General features: G+C 61.1%; 18 protein-coding genes. All 18 read right to left on the reverse strand.

The window, feature by feature from the left end:
• Positions 1–48: 48 nt before the first annotated feature.
• Positions 49–1,350, reverse strand: coding sequence for a DUF512 domain-containing protein (locus HY896_05115; protein ID MBI5575724.1), 1,302 nt, complete (start codon positions 1,348–1,350; stop codon positions 49–51).
• The gene (locus HY896_05120; GenBank protein ID MBI5575725.1) at positions 1,343–1,945 is read right to left on the reverse strand and encodes a CDP-alcohol phosphatidyltransferase family protein; all 603 of its coding nucleotides are present in this window, start codon (positions 1,943–1,945) and stop codon (positions 1,343–1,345) included. Before HY896_05120 ends, HY896_05115 begins: the two co-directional genes overlap by 8 nt.
• Positions 1,900–2,985 carry a GTPase HflX gene (gene hflX / locus HY896_05125; protein ID MBI5575726.1) on the reverse strand — a complete coding sequence of 362 codons (1,086 nt, stop codon included), beginning with the start codon at positions 2,983–2,985 and terminating at the stop codon, positions 1,900–1,902. The genes HY896_05120 and hflX overlap by 46 nt, the downstream gene beginning before the upstream one ends.
• Positions 2,986–3,023: 38 nt before the next feature.
• Positions 3,024–6,494: a DNA polymerase III subunit alpha gene (gene dnaE / locus HY896_05130; GenBank protein ID MBI5575727.1), complete on the reverse strand. Its 3,471-nt coding sequence runs from the start codon at positions 6,492–6,494 to the stop codon at positions 3,024–3,026.
• Positions 6,485–7,993 carry a glutamine-hydrolyzing GMP synthase gene (gene guaA, locus HY896_05135; protein ID MBI5575728.1) on the reverse strand — a complete coding sequence of 503 codons (1,509 nt, stop codon included), beginning with the start codon at positions 7,991–7,993 and terminating at the stop codon, positions 6,485–6,487. The genes dnaE and guaA overlap by 10 nt, the downstream gene beginning before the upstream one ends.
• A 49-nt stretch (positions 7,994–8,042) precedes the next feature.
• Positions 8,043–9,527 carry an IMP dehydrogenase gene (guaB, locus tag HY896_05140; GenBank protein ID MBI5575729.1) on the reverse strand — a complete coding sequence of 495 codons (1,485 nt, stop codon included), beginning with the start codon at positions 9,525–9,527 and terminating at the stop codon, positions 8,043–8,045.
• On the reverse strand, positions 9,524–10,447 hold the full coding sequence (locus HY896_05145) for a hypothetical protein (GenBank protein MBI5575730.1): 924 nt from the start codon (positions 10,445–10,447) through the stop codon (positions 9,524–9,526). The genes guaB and HY896_05145 overlap by 4 nt, the downstream gene beginning before the upstream one ends.
• Positions 10,425–11,285 carry a YihY/virulence factor BrkB family protein gene (locus tag HY896_05150; GenBank protein ID MBI5575731.1) on the reverse strand — a complete coding sequence of 287 codons (861 nt, stop codon included), beginning with the start codon at positions 11,283–11,285 and terminating at the stop codon, positions 10,425–10,427. The genes HY896_05145 and HY896_05150 overlap by 23 nt, the downstream gene beginning before the upstream one ends.
• Positions 11,282–12,607, reverse strand: coding sequence for a ribosome biogenesis GTPase Der (der, locus tag HY896_05155; protein ID MBI5575732.1), 1,326 nt, complete (start codon positions 12,605–12,607; stop codon positions 11,282–11,284). The genes HY896_05150 and der overlap by 4 nt, the downstream gene beginning before the upstream one ends.
• Positions 12,600–13,496, reverse strand: coding sequence for a GTPase Era (gene era / locus HY896_05160; GenBank protein MBI5575733.1), 897 nt, complete (start codon positions 13,494–13,496; stop codon positions 12,600–12,602). The genes der and era overlap by 8 nt, the downstream gene beginning before the upstream one ends.
• Positions 13,493–14,173, reverse strand: a complete 681-nt coding sequence (gene rnc, locus HY896_05165) for a ribonuclease III (GenBank protein ID MBI5575734.1) — start codon at positions 14,171–14,173, stop codon at positions 13,493–13,495. Before rnc ends, era begins: the two co-directional genes overlap by 4 nt.
• Positions 14,170–15,546, reverse strand: coding sequence for a tRNA (N(6)-L-threonylcarbamoyladenosine(37)-C(2))-methylthiotransferase MtaB (mtaB, locus tag HY896_05170; protein ID MBI5575735.1), 1,377 nt, complete (start codon positions 15,544–15,546; stop codon positions 14,170–14,172). The genes rnc and mtaB overlap by 4 nt, the downstream gene beginning before the upstream one ends.
• Positions 15,531–16,607 carry a tRNA 2-thiouridine(34) synthase MnmA gene (gene mnmA / locus HY896_05175; protein ID MBI5575736.1) on the reverse strand — a complete coding sequence of 359 codons (1,077 nt, stop codon included), beginning with the start codon at positions 16,605–16,607 and terminating at the stop codon, positions 15,531–15,533. Before mnmA ends, mtaB begins: the two co-directional genes overlap by 16 nt.
• The gene (locus HY896_05180) at positions 16,604–17,779 is read right to left on the reverse strand and encodes a cysteine desulfurase (GenBank protein ID MBI5575737.1); all 1,176 of its coding nucleotides are present in this window, start codon (positions 17,777–17,779) and stop codon (positions 16,604–16,606) included. The genes mnmA and HY896_05180 overlap by 4 nt, the downstream gene beginning before the upstream one ends.
• Complete coding sequence (locus HY896_05185; protein ID MBI5575738.1) at positions 17,776–18,216, reverse strand: RrF2 family transcriptional regulator; 441 nt, start codon at positions 18,214–18,216, stop codon at positions 17,776–17,778. Before HY896_05185 ends, HY896_05180 begins: the two co-directional genes overlap by 4 nt.
• The gene (cysE, locus tag HY896_05190; protein MBI5575739.1) at positions 18,213–18,896 is read right to left on the reverse strand and encodes a serine O-acetyltransferase; all 684 of its coding nucleotides are present in this window, start codon (positions 18,894–18,896) and stop codon (positions 18,213–18,215) included. Before cysE ends, HY896_05185 begins: the two co-directional genes overlap by 4 nt.
• A 181-nt stretch (positions 18,897–19,077) precedes the next feature.
• Positions 19,078–19,527 carry a helix-hairpin-helix domain-containing protein gene (locus HY896_05195; protein MBI5575740.1) on the reverse strand — a complete coding sequence of 150 codons (450 nt, stop codon included), beginning with the start codon at positions 19,525–19,527 and terminating at the stop codon, positions 19,078–19,080.
• Positions 19,499–21,088 (reverse strand): citramalate synthase, encoded by a 1,590-nt coding sequence (locus HY896_05200; protein ID MBI5575741.1) that lies wholly within the window; start codon positions 21,086–21,088, stop codon positions 19,499–19,501. The genes HY896_05195 and HY896_05200 overlap by 29 nt, the downstream gene beginning before the upstream one ends.
• Positions 21,089–21,090: the final 2 nt, after the last annotated feature.

The following is a 21,090-nucleotide window of genomic DNA, read 5'->3' on the forward strand; positions in this document are numbered from 1 at the left end:
TATTGTAAATGTTTCCCGGCCCGCATTCCCGCGACGATAACCGATGAGCTATCCGTAGACGGCTTCGATAAAGCCCCTGGGCGTCGGATCGAAAACACGGATCTCCGCCCCCGTTTCCCTCGCAAGGTCTTTCGGGGAAAGGTTGTCGAGAAAGCGATCTCCGGCGTCCCGCAAGATCACGGATGGGAGATAGACACGCCCGGCTCCCCCCTTCCGCTTCAGCGCCTCCAGGATATCCCGCCCTCCCAACAGCCCGGTCACATTTACGCTTTTCCCCATGAGGCGGTTTTCCACCGATACCGCCTCGAACCGCGCGCTTGCCCGCCTGGAAAATTCCGCGAGGAACGGCCTCACGTAATCCCTGGGAGAAAGCCCCGTCACGACTGCGCCTCCCGCGTCCGCGGCAGGCCATCGTTTTCTGCGGAAGAGGGCTTTGGCCTCGTCCACGAACCTGCGCAGGAGGCCCACTCCGTTCCCGATCTGCGCGAAGGACCCGTATGCACTGCCCTCGGGAATCTCCTTCCCGGCCTTCAGGTAATATTCGTCGGCGGCGACGGCGAACGATTCTCCGTCTATTTTACCCGCAGCACGCGAGATCCTCTCCAGCATGGCGAGGGTCTCCTCAGCTTCCCGCCTGTCGACCGGACGAAGCGGGGGAAGCCCCTCACGGTGCGCAGTGAGACCGACGGGAACCACCGCGACGGTGGCAAGCCCCGGGCGCAGAGGAAAGAGCGAGCGAAGCGTCCGCTCCAGCTCCGCCCCGTCGTTGATGCCGGGGCAGACTACGATCTGCCCGTGAAGCACGATCCCGCCTTCCACAAGCCTTTTCATCACGTCCATGATATCGGCTATCGCGGGATTCCCTAGCATCTTGCGGCGAAGGGAAAGATCGGTCGTGTGGATCGACACATAGAGCGGCGACAGGCGGTATTCCAGAATCTTGCGGAGTTCGTCCCCTGAAATGTCGGAAAAGGTGACGTACTGCCCGTGGAGGAAGGAAAGGCGGATGTCCTCGTCCTTTACGTAAAGACTGCGGCGCAGGCCGCGCGGAAGCTGGTGCACGAAACAGAAGATGCACCGGTTCCTGCAGCGCTTCACACGTATGGGCTCGGGGAAAATTCCCAGCGCCTCTCCCCCGGGGCGGATCGTCTTTTCGTTCGTAATACCCTCCGGGCTCACCCATCGCAGCCTGAAGGACTTCCGGCTCGTGTGGAAATGCAGGTCGAGCAGGTCGCAGATCGGCTCCTCCGAAACGGACACTATCCGGTCCCCGCATCCGATTCCAGCGCGGTCGGCCGGGCTTCCGGCGGCGACGGACTCGACGCGTACTCCGGTTACGGGTTCATGCATTGGAGATCTGCCGCATTCCGATGAACAGATAATGTAGTCCCGATACCGCGGTGGTCAGCGCGCAGAGTCCGACCACCACCAGGGTCGCCGTCGCCTCCGAGCCCATGGGGACGAATTCCCAGATGCGCGGGTACGCCCGAACGACCAGGAAATAGATCACCGTAAAAATCTGTACGACCGTGTTCGCCTTGCTCGCGATCGTCGTCCGGATCCTTCCCACCCCGTGAAGGAGGAGAATGAGCACGCTTCCTGCAAGAATGAACAGGTCGCGGCTGATCACGAGCACCGCCAGCCACACGGGAAGGATTTTCACGTAGGCGAGCACGATGAAGGCGGTAGCCATCAGCAGCTTGTCGGCGATCGGATCGAGGTAGAAGCCGACGACGGTCCTTTGTTTGAGCTTTCTCGCGAGGAGTCCGTCAAGCCCGTCGCTCAACCCGCAGACGGCGAATACGAGAAGCGAGCGCCTTATCCTTCCCGTGATGAGGAAATGAGCGAACAGGGGGACAAGGAGCACCCGGACAGCCGTGAGGGCGTTCGCGATGTTGATCAGGCGGGCTTCGTCAAACCGTTCCCGCCCCATCGGGACGTGCATATTTCTCCTTCCGCCGCGCGCATCAAATGTTCGAGTCCCTCCCCGGTCTTCGCGGAAATACCGTACTCGCCTTCGATCAGGCGAGGGCCGGGGGCGAATAGGTCCGACTTGTTGACGGCCAGCAGGATCGGTTTCCCCAGAAAATCGAGCGTGCCGAGGATCCTGTTGACGGCTTCCATGTTGTCCTCCATCCCCTCCGTACTTCCGTCCACCACGTGGATCAGAAGGTCCGCCTCTCCGATCCCTTCCAGCGTCGCGATGAAAGCTTCCCGCAACTCGTCCGGAAGATCGTGGATGAATCCCACCGTATCCACCAGGATCGCTTCCTTTCCTCCCGGAAGGACGAGCTTGCGCGCCGTCGGATCGAGGGTGGCGAACAACTGGTCGGCGACGAAAACCTGCGCCCCCGTCAGGCGGTTGAAAAGGGTCGATTTCCCCGCGTTCGTATATCCCACCAGCGCCAGTACCGGAAAGCCGATCTCCCTGCGCCTCCGGTAATGCAGCTTCCTCGTTCGCCGTACCTCAGCCAGCTCCTTTCCGATCTGGCGCAACTGGGTCCGGATCTTCCGGCGGTCCTCTTCCAGTTTCTTTTCACCCGGCCCCCGCGTCCCGATGCCGCCGCCGAGTCGGGACAGCTCCCTGCGACCGCCCGTCAGCCTGCCCAGCCGAAAAGACATCTGCGCCAACTCCACCTGGAGTTTCCCTTCGCGCGTGCGTGCGCGCTGCGCGAAAATGTCCAGGATCACCTCCCTGCGGTCGAGCACCTTGACCTCGAGCTCCTGCTCGAGCAGGAGCTGCTGCCTGGGTTTAAGAAGGTTCTGGAAGACGACCAGGTCGACGCCGTTTTCCCTTACCGTTTCCTTCAGGCGTTCCAGGGTCCCCTTGCCGATCAGGGTCGCCGGATTTTCGGAAGCCGTCGCCTGCGCCTGTCCGCCCTTGACTATCCCGCCGGCAGCCTCGACCAGGCTTTTCAGCTCCGCGAGCAGATCGGCGGGCGCCTGCGGCGGGCGGGTCGGCCTGTGCTTCCTCTGCACCCACACAAGCCATGCTTTTTCCTGCGTTCCCGAACTCCGACGCATCAGTGCAGATGAAGCATGTCGTACCCGAATCTCGAACGGAGCTCCCTCGCGAGCTCCAGGGTGGGCGCGACTCCGATTCCATCCGGAAGGGAAACCATGGCTTCGAATTCTCCCTCCCTCGACAGGTGCAGGTAGCCCTTCTTCCCTCCCCTGAATCGTTCGACGATGCGGCGCAGCTCGTAGATGTCTGCGGGCGTCATACGGTCCAGGTTAACCTGGAAATGGACCGATTTCGCCAGCCGCTCGCGGACGTTCTTCATGAGGAAAATCTCTTCTGCGATCAGCTTGGTCGTATTTTCGTCCGACTCCACTCTCCCAAGCAAAAAGATCGGTTCCTCCGAAGAGAGAGCGTCCAGGCTGGCCCGGTACGCTTCCGGAAAAACGACCACCTCGACGATACCCTCGAGGTCCTCGAGCCTTAAGATCGCCATCGTCTCGCCTCGTTTAGTCGTCTTTTTTTTCAGGTCGCTGACCACTCCTCCTATCTTGATCTCGGTGCCGGCTTTGAGCGAGCCTATGCGCGAAGATGTGACGTTGGCGAACAGGGACATTTCCCCCGTGAAAGCGTCCAGGGGGTGCCCTGTGATGTAGAAGCCGAGCGTCTCCTTTTCGGCGTCGAGCCGCTCCCGGCGGGTCCACACCGTCGTCGCCGCTCCATCCGATATCCTCCCGGCGGGTTCCTGTTTCCTTGCGGGCTCGCCGCCGAACAGCGCGAACTGCCCGGACTCCTTGCGGCGCGTCTCTTCCTGCGCTCCTTCCATCATCGACGGCAACGACGAAAACAGCCTTCCCCTGTCCGGATCGAGCGAATCGAAGGCGCCCGCCTTTACGAGGCTCTCGAGCGCACGCTTGTTCACCTTCCTTAGATCGACCCGGGACAGGAAGTCCCCCGCGGAAACGAACGGCTCGTCCCCCCTGGCCTCGCGGATCGACTGGATCGCCGATTCGCCGATCCCCTTGATCGCCGAAAGGCCGAACCGGATCGATTTCCCCGAAGGGTAGAAGGCGAACCGCGACTCGTTGACGTCCGGGGGGAGAATCGGTATGCCCTTTTCACGGCAATGGTTGATGTAACGGATGATCTTGGCCGTATCGCCCGACTCCGACGTCATCAATGCGCAGAAGTATTCCACCGGGTTGTGCGCCTTGAGATACGCGGTCTGGTAAGCGACCATCGCGTAGGCCGCACTGTGCGACTTGTTGAACCCGTATTCGCCGAACTGCGCGATCTGTTCGAAGAGCGCCTGCGCCTTGTTCGAAGGGATACCGTTTTTCTCCGCCCCCTTGAGGAACCGCGCCTTCTGTTTCTCCATGAGGACGGTGTCCTTCTTGCCCATGGCCTTCCTGAGCACGTCCGCCTCTCCCATGGAAAAGCCTGCGAGAGTCACCGCGATCTGCATGACCTGCTCCTGGTACACCATGACGCCGCAGGTGTCCCGCAGGATCGGCTCGAGCTGCGGGAACGGGTACTCTATCGACTTTCTGCCGTGCCTCCGCGCGATGAAGTCTTCGACCATGCCGCTCTGAAGAGGCCCTGGACGATACAGGGCGACGGCATGGATAAGGTGCGCGAACTCATCGGGCTTGAGGCGGGTAAGGAGGTCCGTGAATCCCCCGCTTTCGCACTGGAAGACCCCCGGCGTGTCCCCCCGCGAAAGCATCGCGTAGGTTTCGGCGTCGTCCAGCGGGATCGTCGAGAGGTCCACTTCCTCTCCCCGTTCTTTTAGAAGTTCCAGCGTATCGTGGATCGCCGTCAGCGTCCGCAGGCCCAGCACGTCGAACTTGACGAGCCCCACCTTCTCGATGTCCTTCATGGAAAACTGCGTCGTGATGTCGCCGTTGGAGTTCCGGTAGAGGGGGACGTATTCCGTTATAGGCTTGTTCGCTATCACCACTCCCGCCGCATGCGTGGATGCATGCCGTGAGAGCCCCTCGATCGATCGCGCGTATTCGAACAACTCCCCTACTTTCGGGTTTTCCTGGATGCTCTCTTTCAGCCTCGGCTCCACCTGGAGCGCCTTCTCTATCGTCATCCCGAGATCGGGCGGTATGAGCTTTGCGATCCGATCGACGTCCGCATACGGCATCTCGAGGACCCTTCCCACGTCCCGCACCGCCGCGCGGGCCTTCATGGTCCCGAAAGTGATGATCTGCGTTACGTTCTCCTCCCCGTACCGCTCCTTTATGTACCGGATGACCTCGTCCCTGCGGTCCTTGCAGAAATCGCAGTCCACGTCGGGAAGGCTTATCCGTTCGGGGTTGAGGAACCGCTCGAACAGCAGCCCGTAGGGTATCGGATCGATTTCGGTTATCCGCAGGGCGTACGCGACGAGACTTCCTGCGGCGCTCCCCCTGCCCGGCCCGACCGGTATCCCCGCTTCCTTGGCGTGCCTTATGAAGTCCCATACGATCAGGAAATAGCCGGAGAAGCCGCTCTGGTCGATCACCGAAAGCTCGTAATCCAGGCGTTTCGCGTACGCCGATTCCTCCGCGGCCGCGATCTTCTCGCCGCGTTTACGCTTCTCCATGAAGCGGCGGTCCATGCCTTCCACGCTCAGGCGCCTGAGATATTCCTCGGACGTCATCCCTTCCGGGACCTTGAATTCCGGGATCTTGTTGCGCCCGAGGTCGAGGGTCACCTTGCAACGTTCCGCAATGGCCATCGTGTTCTTGACGGCATCGGGTGCGATGTGCCCGAACGCCTTTTCGAACGCCTCCGCAGGCTTGACGTAGAACTGGTCGCTTCCGAACCTCATCCGGTCGGGCGCGCTTATGGTTTTCCCCGTCTGCAGGCACAGAAGAACGTCGTGGACGCGAGCGTCCTGCTTTTCGAGGTAGTGGCAGTCGTTTGTCGCGACCAGCGGCGTACCGGTCCTGCGGGCGAGGCCGACCAGTTCCACGTTGGCCTTGTTCTGCGCCTCGAGCCCGTTGTCCTGGATCTCGACGAAGAACCTTCCGTCCGGAAATATCTCCTTGTATGTTTCCAGCATCTCCTCGGCCGCCTTCGCGCCGCCCGCCGCCAGTGTGCGGGGGATCTCCCCCTGAAGGCAGGCAGAGGTGGCGATCAGCCCCTCCGAATATCGCCGCAGCAGTTCGTGGTCCACGCGAGGCTTGTAATAGAACCCTTCGACGTGCGCCGAGGATACCAGCCGGATCAGGTTTTGATATCCATCGCCGGTCTCCGCCAGCAGGATAAGGTGATACGCCTTTTCGTCCCCCGAAACCTGCTTTTTCTCGTGCCTCGACCCCGGGGCGACGTACACTTCGCATCCGATGATGGGACGTATCCCCGCCTGGTTCGCCTTCTCGTAGAAATCGACCGTGCCCATCATCCCGCCGTGGTCGGTAACGGCGACGGCGGGCATCCGCAGTTCGGCGACCTTCCGCACGAGGTCCTTGATCTTTATCGTCCCGTCGAGGAGGCTGTACTGCGAGTGCAGGTGAAGGTGTACGAACTCTTTCATTCCCATTCGATCGTGCTCGGCGGCTTCGACGAAACATCGTAGACGACGCGGTTCACGCCCTTCACTTCGTTTATGATCCGGGTTGAGATGCGCTGGAGAAGATCGTAAGGGAGCCGCACCCAATCGGCGGTCATGCCGTCCTGGCTCTGCACCGCCCGTATGGCGGCCACGTTCTCGTAGGTCCGAAGGTCTCCCATGACCCCTACGGTCTTGATGGGAAGGAGCACGGCGAACGACTGCCAGATGGACTCGTACAGTCCCGCGGCGCGGACTTCCTCGTCAACGATCGCGTCGGCGTTCTGCAGGATGCGCACCCGCTCCGCTGTTACCGGGCCTATGATCCGAACGGCGAGTCCCGGACCCGGGAACGGCTGCCGGTAGAGGATGTGATCGGGAACTTCGAGCTCCTTTCCCAATTCCCTCACCTCGTCCTTGAACAGCTCACGGAGCGGCTCGATGATCTTCATGTGCATCTTCTCGGGGAGCCCCCCGACATTATGGTGCGACTTGATCGTTGCGGACGGCCCCTTGAAGGAGACGCTTTCGATGACGTCGGGGTAAAGTGTCCCCTGTCCCAGGAATCCCACATGCCCCGGGATATGCCTCGCCGCGTCCTCGAAGACCCGTATGAAAATCTCTCCGATGATCTTCCGTTTCCGCTCGGGGTCATCGACATCCTCGAGGGCGGTGAGAAACCGGTCGGCGGCGTCGACGTATTCCAGGTGCAGCCCGATTCCGCTGCGGAACGTCGCCAGGACGTCATCGACCTCCCCTTTCCGCAGCAGGCCGTTGTTGACGAAAATGCAGGTCAGCCGGTCGCCGAGGGCGCGATGCAGCAGCACGGCCGCCACCGAAGAATCCACGCCGCCGGACAGCCCAAGGACGACCCGTTCCCCCCCCACCGTTTCCCGGATCTTGCGAACGCTCGTCTCCACGAACGAATGCATCGTCCATGCAGGCGACAGCCCGCAGATGCGGAACAGGAAGTTCGCAAGGATCTCCTTCCCCTTCGGCGTATGCGCGACTTCCGGATGGAACTGGACCCCATAGATCGTGTTCTTTTCGTTGCTGATCGCAGCGACGGGCGAATTTTCCGAACGGGCGATGGACAGGAACCCCTTTGGAAGCTCGTCGATCCTGTCCCCGTGGCTCATCCACACCTGGATGGTCATGTTGTGCCTGAATTCCTCGATGCCGAGGAACAGCGGATCTCCCCATTCCCCCCGGATGTTCGCCGTTCCGTATTCCCGCTCTGCCGACCGTCCGACCTTCCCCCCGGCAAGAAGGGCGATGAGCTGCATCCCGTAGCAGATCCCAAGCACGGGTACGCCCAACGACAGGATCTCACCGGGAACGATCGGAGCTCCATCTTCGTAAACGCTGGACGGCCCGCCGGAGAGTATGATCCCGTCCGGCTTGAAATCCCTGATGAACGAGACGGGAACGTTGAAAGGATGGATCTCGCTGTAGACCTTCAGTTCGCGGACGCGCCGCGCGATCAGCATGGTGTACTGGGAGCCGAAGTCGAGGATGAGGATTTTCCCCTGCAAAGGACTACTCCACCCTGTAATTCGGGGCTTCCTTGGTGATGATCACGTCGTGGACGTGGCTCTCACGCAGGCCCGCCGGGGTGATCTTGATGAAGACCGACCGTTTCTTGAGTTCCCCGATGTTCTTCGCGCCGACGTAGCCCATCCCCGATTTCAGTCCCCCGATCAACTGGAACACTACAGCGGCGAGCGGCCCGCGATATGGAACCCGACCCTCGATGCCCTCCGGAACGAGCTTGCTCTCCGCTTCGACGTGCGACTGGAAGTACCTGTCCTTGCTCCCGTGTTTCATCGCTTCGAGGGAGCCCATCCCCCTGTAAACCTTGTAGGAACGCCCCTGGTACAGGACGAGTTCGCCCGGGCTTTCGTCGGTGCCGGCGAACAGCCCGCCGATCATCACCGCGGAGGCCCCGGCGGCCATGGCCTTGGTGATGTCGCCCGAATACTTTATGCCGCCGTCGGCGATTACCGGAATTCCCTTCTTCGCCGCCGCCTCGGCGCATTTCATGACCGCCGTCACCTGGGGTACCCCGACCCCGGCGATTACCCGGGTAGTGCAGATCGACCCCGGCCCCACTCCCACCTTCACGCAATCCACGCCCGCTTTTATGAGCGCTTCCGCGCCTTCCCCCGTGGCCACGTTCCCGGCGATCAGCTGCGCACGGGGATATCCTTTCCGGAGAGCCCTTACCGTATCGGCGACATCCCGGTGATGGCCGTGCGCAGTGTCCACGCACAGAAGGTCCGCGCCGGCCTTGAGCAGTTTCTCCACCCTTGTTTCCCAACCCGGCCCTACGCCGACGGCGGCTCCTACCCGCAGCCTGCCTTTTCCGTCCTTGCATGCGAACGGGTATTTCTTGATTTTCAGGATGTCCTTGATCGTGATCAGTCCGCGCAGGTTGTTCTTTTCGTCGACGACAAGCAGCTTCTCGATCCGGTTCTTGTGAAGCAGATCCTTGGCCTGCTCCAGCGTGGTGCCGACGGGGACCGTTATCAGGTCTTCCTTCGTCATCACGTTCGAAATAGGCTGATCGAAGTTCGTTTCGAACCGGAGGTCGCGGTTGGTGAGTATGCCGACGAGCTTGCCGTTCCGGGTCACCGGCAGCCCGGATATCCGGTACTTCTTCATCACATCGAGGGCCTCGGAAACTTTCTGGTCCGGGTCCACCGTGATGGGATCGATGATCATCCCGCTTTCCGACTTCTTCACACGGTCGACTTCCGCCGCCTGCTCCTCCGCCGTGTTGTTCCTGTGTATGATTCCGATCCCTCCCTCGCGCGCAACGGCGATAGCCGTGTCGGCTTCCGTGACCGTGTCCATAGCCGCGGTCAGCAGCGGAATGTTCAGCCGGATTTCGGGGGTCAACGCCACCGATACGTCCACGTCTTTAGGAAGGATTCTCGATTCGCCCGGGAGCAGAAGGACGTCGTCGAACGTCAACCCTTCCCTCAACCCGTTCCCCTCGAAATAATCGCCGCCGACACTCATCCCTTCTCTCCTTTTCCGGCGCCGAGACCCAGGAGGATGCCCTCCAGCAGGCCCGCGTCGCTGACCGTGAGTTTCCCTATGCCGAATCTCTCCATGGCGGAGACCGCCTGGCAGACCCCCGGCACGATGTATTTTTCGCGTCCCTTCTCCATTCCCGGAAGGCGGAGGCGGTCCTTTTCCCTCATGCGGCCCAGCCGATCCTCCCAGTATCGCAGCCTTTCGACGGACATGGAGAATCCGTCGATATTTTCCGGCCTGTACACTTTCATCCGCTGCTCAAGCGCCGCGAGGGTCGTGAAGGTCCCGGCGGTGCCTACCAGCCTGCGGAATCGCCGTCTCTCCCACGATGCGGTGCCCGCCCTGATCCGTTCCGAGAAAAAGAGCCGCATGTTTCGGATCTGCCAGTTTTCCGGAGGATCGGAAATCCGAAACAGGCTGCATGCCACGACCACGCCTATCGGCAAGCTGACCGAACGGCCCTTGCCGGGCCCCGCGATGAACTCCGTGCTTCCCCCGCCGATATCCATTACGACGGTTTTGCCCGCGTCACGGATGCGTCCGCTTATCCCGTCCCAGGTCCGCATCGCTTCCTCGTCGGCGGTGATTATTTCCACCGTCACCCCCGCGGCGGCGGCGGCAGCGAGAAAAGCGTCCCGGTTCGCCGCTTCCCGAAGCGCTGCGGTTCCGCATGCCCGGTAATGTACCACGCCGAGCGCGTCCATCCTTCGCCGCAATTCCCGGAGCGCGGATATGGATTCCGCGAATTCCTTTTTCCCGATATTGCCGGTGTCCCGCAGCTCCTTTCCCATGCCGGTGATCCGCCGCATCCGCTCCACCGGCCGCAACGACCCGGGCCCCCTCGAAGCCACGAGCATCCGTATCGTGTTCGTCCCTATGTCAATCGCCGACAGAAGGTTCATCGTTGCCTGTGGTTTTCTCAAGTGTTCCGATAATGCTGGCGCAGAAGAGATATGCGGCAGAAAACAGGTATGCCACGATTATAAAGCAAACGATGCTGAACAGGGAACCGTAAATTATATTCAACTTGCTGAATTTCTTGACATAAAAGGTAAATCCGAACCGTATTCCGTAGAGAAACAGGAGGAACGCAAGGCTTCCTGCCATGGCGTTTTCCAGTTTGATCCTCCGTGGGGAAAGATACATGTAGCTCAAGACTCCGGCCGTGAAAAGGATTCCCGCGAGCACGGCGTCGGCTATCCCGCCAAGGAGCAGGTGAAACGCGGTGTCCCATCCGGCCGACAAACCCCGCGTCAGGAGCGAGAGCCCTTTCCAGAATGGGGGGATGACGATGGCCGCGGATGCGAAGACGGTCAGCACCAGGACAAGCGCCACGTGATATGCCGCGGTTCGCCAGATCCTTTTGTCCCTGGGACTCCCCATCATCACGGCGAGCGAGGTGTGAACCGCGTCGGTAGCCGAATACGAGGTCACGAGAAGCAACAGCGTCCCGAGGTAGCCGAACGTGGCGCCCGATGCGAACAGCTTCCTCAAATTCGGCACAAGTACCTGCGCTCCGTAGGGAAATGTATCTTTCAATATGGAAGCGAGCACCGAAAACGGCAGGTCGTCGCGGCCGATCAGCAGCGAGGCGGCGGAGAACGCCAGAAAAAGAACCGGAATCGAAGCCAGGAGCAGGTTGAAGGCGATCGCGGCGCTATAGACGAAACCGTGGCTCCGGATGAAGTGGGCGGCGCCCTCCGTGACGGCCCGCAGGGCCTGCCGGCCGGAAGGAATCATCGCTCCCGGTACACAATGCGGAGGGGTGACCCGTTGAAGCCGAAGTTGTCGCGGATCTTGTTCTGAAGGTAGCGGGTGAACGACTCCGGGATGCCGCTCTTGTCCTTCACGAAAACCGCGAACGACGGAGGCATCACTCCGATCTGGGTCATGTAGAACGCCCGGTTTCTCCCCTCCTTCGAGGGGATGGGGACGGTGTAAACGAAAGCCTCCGCCATCCGGTTGAGGACGGCGGTGGGAACGCGGTGCCGGAAGGACCCGAACGCCTCCTCGATCTTTTTGAACAGAAGCGGGAACCCTTTTCCGGTCAGCGCCGCGGACGGGACCACCGAGGCGAATGCGGCGTACCCGAGCCCTTCGTGGATCTTCCGCATTTCCGCGCGGCGTTCCTCCTCGCCTTTCCACCTGTCGGCCTTGTTCGCGGCGATCACCACGGCGCGCTCTTCGTTGAGGATATATCGGAGAATCTGCTGGTCCTGGTGGGTCAGGCCCTCGGGGCCGTCCATCATGAGGACTGCGACGTCGCATCGTTTCAGCGAGTCGAGGCTTTTGAGCACCGAAAACTTCTCGAGAACGTTTTCCGTTTTCCGCTTCGCCCGGATTCCCGCCGTGTCGATGAACAGGTATCGTTCACCGTCGTATTTCACAAGGACGTCGACCGAGTCGCGGGTCGTCCCCGGCACCTCGGAGGCGATGACCCGCTCGTAACCCACAAGGGTGTTGATCAGCGTGGACTTTCCGACGTTCGGACGGCCCACCACCGCGACACGGGAAACGGCGTCGTCCTGCGCCGCCGCTTCCGCCTCGCCGGATTCGGGGATAAGCGCGATGATGTCCCGAAGGAGTTCTTCCACACCCCTGCCGTGTTCCGCGGAGACGGGGTATATCCGGTCCGGTGCCAATTCGTGGAACTGGTCGACTCCTTCGGCGCCCGCGCGCGCGTCGACCTTGTTGGCGGCAAGGAAGAAGCGCTTCTCCCTTTCCCGGAGCATCTGCACGATCTCCTTGTCCAGCGGCAGGAGGCCGTCGCGGGCGTCCACCATGAAGATGACGGCGTCCGATTCGTAGATCGCCCGCAGGACCTGGCTCCGCACCTTGGAGAGGAGGTCGTCCTCTTCCTTGCCCGCCGGCAGGTAGCCGCCGGTGTCTATCAACTGGAAACGCCGGCCGTCCCACTCGACGGGAAGGGATACCCGGTCTCGCGTTACGCCCGGCTGTCCGAAAGTGATCGCCCGCCGCTTCCCGGAGATCCGGTTGAACAGCGTCGATTTTCCGACGTTCGGCCGCCCGACCAGCGAAACGGTGAAACCCGTCTTAGACATACCCCAGCCGCCTGAGCATGGTTTCGTTCCTGCTCCAGTCCCTTTCCACCTTCACGAACAGTTCCAAGTATACCCGCTCCCCGGTTTCTTTCTCCAGTTCCAGGCGCGCCTCCGTGCCGATTTTCTTGAGCATCCTTCCGCCGCGTCCGATGATTATCCCCTTCTGGGAATCCCGTTCCACGCAGATCTCCCCGCGTATGCGCACCAGGCGCTGGTCGGTATCCTCCTTGTATTCCTCTATCGTCACCGCCACGCTGTACGGAAGTTCCTCCGAAAGCGACTCGAAGAGTTTCTCGCGCACGATCTCCTTTGCGATGAAACGCATCGGAAGGTCGGTCAGGTCCTCTTCCGGATAGTAGGCGGGTCCCTCGGGAAGATCGGAATACAGGCAGTCGAGAAATTCCGCCACACCTTTTCCCGTAACCGCCGAGACGAGGAATCCTTCCTTGTACATCCCTCCGGCCATCAATGAATCCAGGCGGCGGCTCCCCTCGTCCCCCCGCATGCGGTCCGCCTTGTTCAACGCAAGAAAACGGGGGACGCAGACGTTGGAGACGATGCCGCGGACCAGGGACTCCTCCTCCCCTCCTACCGATTGCCGGTCATCGACCACGTGCACCGCGATGTCGGCTTCTTCCGCGATCCGCTGAGCCGTCCGCACCATGTATGCGTTAAGTGCCTTGCGCGGGCGGTGGATCCCCGGACCGTCCAGAAATACGATCTGGCCGCGATCCCCCGTCAGTATCCCGGCGATCCGGTCTCTTGTCGTCTGGGGCTTTCTGCTGACAATGGCTATCTTGGCCCCGAGGATGCGGTTCAACAGCGTGGATTTCCCGACGTTAGGCCGTCCTATAAGCGCTACGAACCCAGATTTCTTCCGGCCGGTCATTCCCGCGCCGCCTCGGGCTCTATTATAAGCAGCAGCTTCGAAGCCGCCTCCATTTCCGCCTCTTTCTTGGTAGAACCGCTCCCCTTGGCTTCCGTCCCGTCCGCAAGGCGCGCCGCCACCGAGAAGACGTGCGAATGGGGGGGGCCCGAAACTTCGAGAAGCCGGTACCGGGGAAGCGATACGTGCCGTTTCTGGCACCACTCCTGGAGGCGGCTCTTGGCGTCGAATCCGGCGACCGCTTCATGCGCCCGGTCTTCCACGAAGTGCGTGAGGATGAACTCGCATGCCTTTTCGAACCCGCCGTCCAGGAAGATCGCGCCGGCGATCGCTTCGACCGCATCGGCCACCATCTTCCGGGTCACCCCCCCGCCTTTCTCGCGCAGGGAAGGATCGGTCCGCAGCGACTCGGGCACCCCGATGCGTTCCCCTACGCGGACGAGGCTCCGGTTGTTTATCAATGCGGCGCGGGCCTTGGACAGTTCACCTTCTCCCGCATCGGGCATCCTCCGGAACATCTCCTGTGCAACGCACAGGTTCAGGACGGCGTCGCCGAGGAATTCCAGCCGCTGGTAGGACTTTTCGCCGTTACCGCCGCCGAGAGAAGCGTGGCGCAGCGCCTGCTCCAGGTAAACGGGAGATGAAAACCGGTACCCGATCCGCAGTTCCATGTCAGTCATTCCGGCCCTCGCCTTAAAACTTTCCCGCTGCGTGCCTGCATGGGATGCAAGGGGTCGCTTGTCATGTCCATTCGTTCCCCGATAAGGCATTTTCCTCGAATGCGCCCCGCCCTGACACGGAACAATCCTCCGATCCCGCTTCGATCTCCCGGGAATGCCACCTCCAGGTAATTGCCCGAATAGCCGGAAAGCTCCCCGCGTCCGGGATGGGCCGTTTCCGCAAGGACCTCCAGTTCTTTTCCCGCCTGCGCCTTCAGAAAGCCGGCACGTTTCTCCGCATCCACCCTCAGGAGTTCGGCAACCCGCTCCTTCTTCTCCCGAGGCGATACGTCATCCTTCCATTTTGCGCTTTCCGTGCCCGCGCGCTGCGAGTAGGGGAAGACGTGCAGGTAGTTTACCGGAACCCCGGACAGGAATCGAACCGTCTCATCGAAATCTTCCCTCGTCTCCCCGGGGAAGCCGGCGATCACGTCGGCCCCTATCCGGACGCCGGGCAGAATCCCGGCGGCGCGGGCGGCTGTTTCGGAGAACCGGCTTGCGTCGTAAGGCCTGCGCATCCGCGATAGGATCCTGTCGCATCCGCTTTGCAGCGGTATGTGAAGATGGCGGCAGATCCTCGGACTCCCGGCGATAGCCGATATCAACGAATCCGTCACTTCCATCGGCTCGACGGAACTCAACCGGAGGCGGGCAAGCGAGGTTTCCCGCAGAAGGAGCCGCACGAGGTCCGCGAGCCCGTCCCGCTCGCCCCGGTCGGCGCCGTACAGCCCGATGTGGATTCCGGTCAGCACGAGCTCCCGCGCGCCGTCCCGCTCGGCCGCCGCAGCTTTTTCGACGATCTCGTTTTCCGGAAGGGAGCGGTTTCCTCCGCGAACGAGCGGAACGATGCAGTAGGCGCATGCGAAATCGCATCCGTCCTGGATTTTGAGGAAAGTTCGCCGGTGTCCAAGGAGAAGGTCCGCCGCGAATTCCGAGAGCCGGGGTTTCCCCGCCGCATAATCTCCACCCGGTTCATTCAGGCGGCATTCCCCGGATATTTCTTCAAGCAGGGATTTGAGGGCGCCCGGGTTTCCGGCGCCTATCCAGTGGTCGGCTTCCGGGATCGATGCCTTCGCTTCAGGGGCGCTCTCCGCGTAGCAGCCGGTCATGACGATCGATGCATCCGGGTGGTCCCGCCTCGCCCGCCGGACCAGCGCACGGCTGTCCCTGTCCGCCCTGTGGGTAACCGTGCAGCTGTTGACGATCACGACGTCGGCGGGTTCCGTGGGGGGCACGACGTCGAACCCTGCGGAAACCGCCTCACGGGCGATGGAGGCGGAGTCGGCGAAATTCGCCTTGCACCCGACGGTAAGAACCTTTACACGACGGCGCATTCGATCCAGCCGCCGCCCAGCACCTCGTTCCCTTCGTAAATGACAAGCGCCTGCCCGGGCGTAACGCTGCGCTGCGGGGCGTCGAAGCGGACCTCGATCTTTTCGCCATGGCATGCGACAGTGGCCGGGATTCCATGGTGCCGGAAACGGATTTTCACATTCGCGCGGAATTGCCGCGCCGGAGGTTCGCCTGCAACGAAGGTGCCGCAAGCGACGGACGCTCCACCGGAAAGGATCTCACCTTCGTTCCCCAGGATCACTTCGTTTTTTTCGGCGTCTATGGCGACCACGTAGAGCGGCTCCTTCGCGGCGATCCCGAGCCCCTTGCGCTGGCCGACCGTATACCGGAGTATCCCCCTGTGTGCGCCCAGGATGTTCCCGTCCCGGTCGATGAAGTGTCCTTCCTTCTCCTCTATCCCTTTCCTGCTCAGGAATTCGGGATATGTATCGTCGGTCACGAAGCAGATGTCCTGGCTTTCCTTCTTTTCCGACACGGAAAGCCCCGCTCCTTGAGCGATGCGCCGGACCTCGGATTTCATCATGCCCCCGACGGGGAAGCGGATCCTTTCGAGCCTCTTGTGGTCCAGCGGGAACAGAAAATAGGATTGGTCCTTCGACGCGTCGGGCGCCGCGAAAAGCCGGCACTTGCCGCCGCCCTCCTTCCGGATTACGGCGTAGTGTCCGGTGGCGACCCCCTCGGCCCCCAGTTCGTCGGCCTTCCGCAGGAGAGCGCGGAATTTGAGGTGCTCGTTGCAGAGTATGCACGGGTTGGGCGTCCGGCCGCTGGAATATTCCTTTACGAACGGATCGATGACCTCCCGGCGGAATTCTTCCCTTAAATTCAGGACGTAATAGGGAATCCCCATCCGGTCGCATACCCTTCTCGCGTCGTAAAGGTCGTCCAGCGAACAGCACGTGCCGGCGCGGTTCTTCGAGACTTCGGAGAAATCGTAGAGATCCATGGAGACGCCGATCACCTCGAACCCTTCCCGCTGAAGCAGGAATGCCGCGACGGAAGAGTCCACGCCGCCGCTCATGGCCGCGAGTATGCGCCGCTTCATCGGATCTTCGCCGCCCGCGTGAAGAGGGGCGACATGGCCCTCAGTTTCTCGACGACCGCCTCTATCGAGTCCACCGCGTATTCCACGTCCGCGTCGTCGTTCCCCATGCCGAAGCTGAACCTCAGCGCTCCCTGGGCGTCCACCGGATCTCCCCCCATCGCCATCAGGATCGGAGAGGCCTCGAGCGAGCCGGAGGTGCAGGCCGATCCGGACGAGCAGGCGACTCCCATCATGTCCAGGTTCAGGAGGAGCGCCTCCCCCTCCACGAACCGGAATGAAATATTGACGGTGTTCGGCAGCCGATCCGTGGGATGTCCGTTCAGCACAAGGTCCGGAATGCGCTCGAATATCGTCTTCTCGAAACGGTCGCGCAGCCTGCGTATTTCCCCGACTTCCTCCTCCATGTTCACGCGCAACTGCGAAAACGCCTTTCCCATCGCAACGATTCCCACGACGTTTTCGGTGCCGCCGCGCCGCCCGCGCTCCTGGTGCCCCCCGTGCAGGACCGGCGTCAGCTCCATCCCCTTTCGCACGATAAGTCCGCCTGCGCCCTTGAGTCCGTTTATCTTGTGGCCGGAGAAGGTGAGCATGTCGACCGGCAGTTCCTTCCAGTCGAAATTTATCTTTCCCGCCGCCTGCACCGCGTCGGTGTGCATGGGCACCCCGGCCTCGCGGGCGATTTCGCCTATCTCCGCTATGGGCATGATGCATCCGGTTTCGTTGTTCGCATACATAATCGAAACGAGAACCGTATCCTTCGCGATCGCGGCGCGTACGGCATCAGGCTCCACGATACCCTGCCGGTTCACGGGAACGTAGGTCACCCTGAAACCCTGTGTTTCGAGAAACTTGCACGTGTTTATGACGGCCGGGTGCTCCACCGCTGAAGTGACGATGTTCTTCCCCGCGTTACCCTTCCGGAACGCGATCCCCTTTATCGCCAGGTTGTCGCCTTCCGTGCCGGATCCCGTGAAAACTATCTCCAGCGGCTGGCAACCGAAGAACGCCGCCGTTTCCTGGCGGGCGTCCTCCACCGCCTTCCTGACGTCCCGTCCCGCCCAGTGGATGCTTGACGGGTTTCCGAAAAACCCGGCAAGAAACGGGGCCACCGCGTCCTTTACTTCCGGGTGGACCGGAGTCGTAGCGTTATGGTCGAGGTAGACCTTCCTCACGCCCTGACCTCCCTGTGGATCTCTTCCGGGGTTTCCCTGAAAAGATCCTCTATGGATATGGAGTCCAGGAATTCCTCCATCCGGGACTCCAGGGCATCCCACATGCCCTGCGTCTTGCAGCGCTCTATCCTTCCGCATTTACGACCGGACCTGCGGCAGCCTATGCGGAGCTCTCCGTTACGCCCCTCCGCCGTCCGTATGATTTCCCCGATGGTAATACGTGAGGGATGACGCGCGAGCAGGAATCCTCCCCCGGGGCCCCTGATGCTCTTAACGAGGTTTTGCCTTCTAAGGCGTGAGAAAAGCTGCTGGAGATACGGCTCCGGAATATCTTCCTGGCGGGCGATGTCCTTGAGGGATACCGGATTCCCGCGGGAAGCGGCGGCGAGGCTTACAAGCGCCATTACCGCGTAACGGCCGCGCGTTGTGATTTTCAACGGATCGACTCCACCTGGGGAGCGATCTCTTCCGATTTATCCAGCCGGTTTTTCAATTCCTCCATCTGTTTTTCCAGCGCCATGACCTGTTCGGTAAGGCACTTGATGGCCTTTCCTTCGGGGTCCGGCGTTCCCGCGACTCCCGTAGGATCGCTGTAGACGTTCCCCTCCCGGTACACGATCCTGCCCGGGATACCGACAACCGTCGAATTGGGGGGGACTTCCCGGTTTACCACGGAACCCGAACCGATCTTGGAGTTTTCCCCGATCCGTATGGCGCCAAGGATGGCGGCTCCCGCCCCGATTATTACGTTGTCTTCGAGCGTCGGGTGCCTTTTCCCCTTGTTCCAGCTCGTGCCGCCGAGGGTCACGCCGTGATACATGGTCACGTTCCTTCCGATCTCGGCCGTTTCACCGATCACCACGCCCATCCCGTGGTCGATGAAGAACCCTTCTCCGATCGTCGCGCCCGGGTGGATCTCGATCCCGGTCAGGCATCTCGATATATGCGATACGAATCGGGCCAGCAGGCGGAAGTTGTGCGTCCACAGCCAGTGCCCGACGTGATGGAAACGCATGGCGTGGAAACCGGGATAACACAGGAAGATCTCCAGGACGCTCTGCGCCGCCGGGTCGCGTTCGAAGATCACCTTGATGTCATTGCGTATCCCCTCGAACATATCCCCTCCCTTCAGCCGGCGGTTGAAACTCTCCTGCCATGCTGCGGCCGCTCGGCGATAAAAATGCGATCTGAAATTTTCGGATCATCTTTTTATTTGCCTCTCCTGTTATGCTGCCGGCGCTCAATGATTATGATGCGACGGCCAGCATCAACGGAGAGGATTTAGCTGACCAATTATGTCAATTATTGGGGAAACGCGCAAGAAATGGAAGGATTTTTTTCAGGCGTTTCTCCTTTATCCCCCTGGCCAGCAACAGGTCTTCCGGCTTACGAAACCCCCCGATCGAATTCCTTGTCTCCACCACGGCCCTCGCGACGCTTTCGGAAATTCCCGGCAGGTCCGATATTTCGCGCACATCCGCCCTGTTGATGTCTATTTTTCGACCGAGCAGCAGTCTCTGCCTTGCAGTCGGCTTTCCCGGCATGCCGTAAACGGCGCAATCGGCCGCCGGATTCGACATGGGCGTTGCCGTGCGGTTTCCGACGGTTTCCCATGGAACCGGTTTCAACGATGGATTTCCGGAAAGAAAATGGCGCCCGAAGGCGCCGATATTCCAGACAAGAAGAATCAGGGATACGAGAAGGCAGGCCCGCTTTCCGTCAGTCTCCTTCCCCTTTGAGTTTTCCACGCCGCGACCTCCAGAGCTTGTACCGGATGCTGTCCACCAGCGCCTGCCACGAGGCCTCGATGATGTTGTGCGAAACCCCCACCGTGCCCCACACCGCATCCTTGTCTCCGGATTGAATCAAAACCCGTACCGAGGAACCGGTCCCGCCGGCGTTTATAACCCGGACTTTGTAATCGAGCAGTTTCATCTCGGAAAGCTCCGGGTAGAACTTTTCCAGCGCCTTGCGTAGCGCGTTGTCCATCGCGTTCACGGGGCCGTTCCCCATCGCCGCTGTGTGCTCCACCCTTCCGTCCACATCTACCATGATGGTGGCTTCGGCTATGGGGTGCTGCTTCTCCGAACGCTTCTCGTCTATTACGCGGAAGCCCTTCAATTCGAAGAACTGCTCATGCTGCCCCATGGCTTTCAGGACCAGCAGTTCGAACGAAGCCTCGGCGCCCTCGAACTGGTATCCCTTGTGCTCCAGTTCCTTGATCTGCTCGAGGACCTGCTCCGCCGCGGGATCCCCCGCCTTGAATCTCAATCCCTTTTCCTGGACTTTCGAGAGGATGTTGCTTCTTCCCGAAAGGTCGGAAATGAGGACGCGGCGCCGGTTTCCCACGACCTCGGGCTCTATGTGCTCATACGTACCGGGGTGCCGCCGTATCGCGGACACGTGCATGCCGCCCTTGTGAGCAAAGGCTGCGTTCCCCGTGAAAGGCTGGTGGAGGCGCGCGCCGACGTTGGCGATTTCCGCGATGTAGCGCGAAAGCGCGGTCAGTTTCTTTAACTGCCCTTCCGGCAACGCCTCTTTCCCCATCTTCAATTGCAGGCACGGGATTATCGAGCAAAGATTCGCATTTCCGCACCGCTCCCCGTAGCCGTTGATCGTTCCCTGGACCTGGTTTGCGCCCCCTTCGACTGCGGCGAGCGTCGTGGCAACGGCCATCTCCGAGTCGTTATGGGTATGGATTCCGAGCGGAACGTGGGTCGTTTTCCGGACTTCGCGTACTATCCTCCCGACGTCCGAGGGGAGCGACCCGCCGTTCGTGTCGCACAGGACGATCCAGTCCGCCCCGCCGTCTTCCGCGGCGGCGATGGCCTTGAGCGCGTATTTCTGATTTCGCTGGTACCCGTCGAAGAAGTGCTCGGCGTCGAAGAAGACCTGCTCCGCGTGTTTCTTCAGGAACTCGACGGTCTCCCTGACGGCCTTGAGGTTTTCATCGAGGGTCGTGCGAAGCGCCTCGGTGACGTGGAAGTCCCACGATTTTCCGACGACGGTTATGACAGGCGTCTCGGCGGCGACGAGGGCCTTCATGTTGGAGTCTTCCTCCGCTCTCTTCCCGACCCGCCGCGTCATGCCGAACGCGCAGAGCTTCGCGTTCTTCAGCGGGAGCCGCTTGGCGTACTCGAAGAACTCCTTGTCCTTCGGGTTGGAGCCGGGGTACCCTCCCTCGATGAAATCGATGCCGAAGTCGTCCAGCTTCTCCGTGATCGCAATCTTGTCGATCACGGACAGGGAGATTTCCTCCGACTGCGTCCCATCCCGAAGCGTCGTGTCGTACAGGTAGATCTTCTTCATCG

The organism is Deltaproteobacteria bacterium (genome assembly GCA_016218975.1).
Lineage (GTDB): Bacteria > Desulfobacterota > Deferrimicrobia > Deferrimicrobiales > Deferrimicrobiaceae > JAENIX01.

Excerpts from the sequence above, each read along its gene's own strand:
- HY896_05115 (MBI5575724.1), bottom strand. The coding sequence starts at position 1,350 with ATGCATGAACCCGTAACCGGAGTACGCGTCGAGTCCGTCGCCGCCGGA.
- HY896_05145 (MBI5575730.1), bottom strand. The coding sequence starts at position 10,447 with ATGAACCTTCTGTCGGCGATTGACATAGGGACGAACACGATACGGATG.
- cysE (MBI5575739.1), bottom strand. The coding sequence starts at position 18,896 with ATGTTCGAGGGGATACGCAATGACATCAAGGTGATCTTCGAACGCGAC.
- HY896_05200 (MBI5575741.1), bottom strand. The coding sequence starts at position 21,088 with ATGAAGAAGATCTACCTGTACGACACGACGCTTCGGGATGGGACGCAG.
- rnc (MBI5575734.1), bottom strand. The coding sequence starts at position 14,173 with ATGACTGACATGGAACTGCGGATCGGGTACCGGTTTTCATCTCCCGTT.
- HY896_05120 (MBI5575725.1), bottom strand. The coding sequence starts at position 1,945 with ATGCACGTCCCGATGGGGCGGGAACGGTTTGACGAAGCCCGCCTGATC.
- dnaE (MBI5575727.1), bottom strand. The coding sequence starts at position 6,494 with ATGGGAATGAAAGAGTTCGTACACCTTCACCTGCACTCGCAGTACAGC.
- HY896_05150 (MBI5575731.1), bottom strand. The coding sequence starts at position 11,285 with ATGATTCCTTCCGGCCGGCAGGCCCTGCGGGCCGTCACGGAGGGCGCC.
- guaA (MBI5575728.1), bottom strand. The coding sequence starts at position 7,993 with ATGCTGATCGCGCGGCGCGTCCGCGAACTGAAGGTCTACAGCGAGATC.
- era (MBI5575733.1), bottom strand. The coding sequence starts at position 13,496 with ATGACCGGCCGGAAGAAATCTGGGTTCGTAGCGCTTATAGGACGGCCT.
- mnmA (MBI5575736.1), bottom strand. The coding sequence starts at position 16,607 with ATGAAGCGGCGCATACTCGCGGCCATGAGCGGCGGCGTGGACTCTTCC.
- guaB (MBI5575729.1), bottom strand. The coding sequence starts at position 9,527 with ATGAGTGTCGGCGGCGATTATTTCGAGGGGAACGGGTTGAGGGAAGGG.
- der (MBI5575732.1), bottom strand. The coding sequence starts at position 12,607 with ATGTCTAAGACGGGTTTCACCGTTTCGCTGGTCGGGCGGCCGAACGTC.
- mtaB (MBI5575735.1), bottom strand. The coding sequence starts at position 15,546 with ATGCGCCGTCGTGTAAAGGTTCTTACCGTCGGGTGCAAGGCGAATTTC.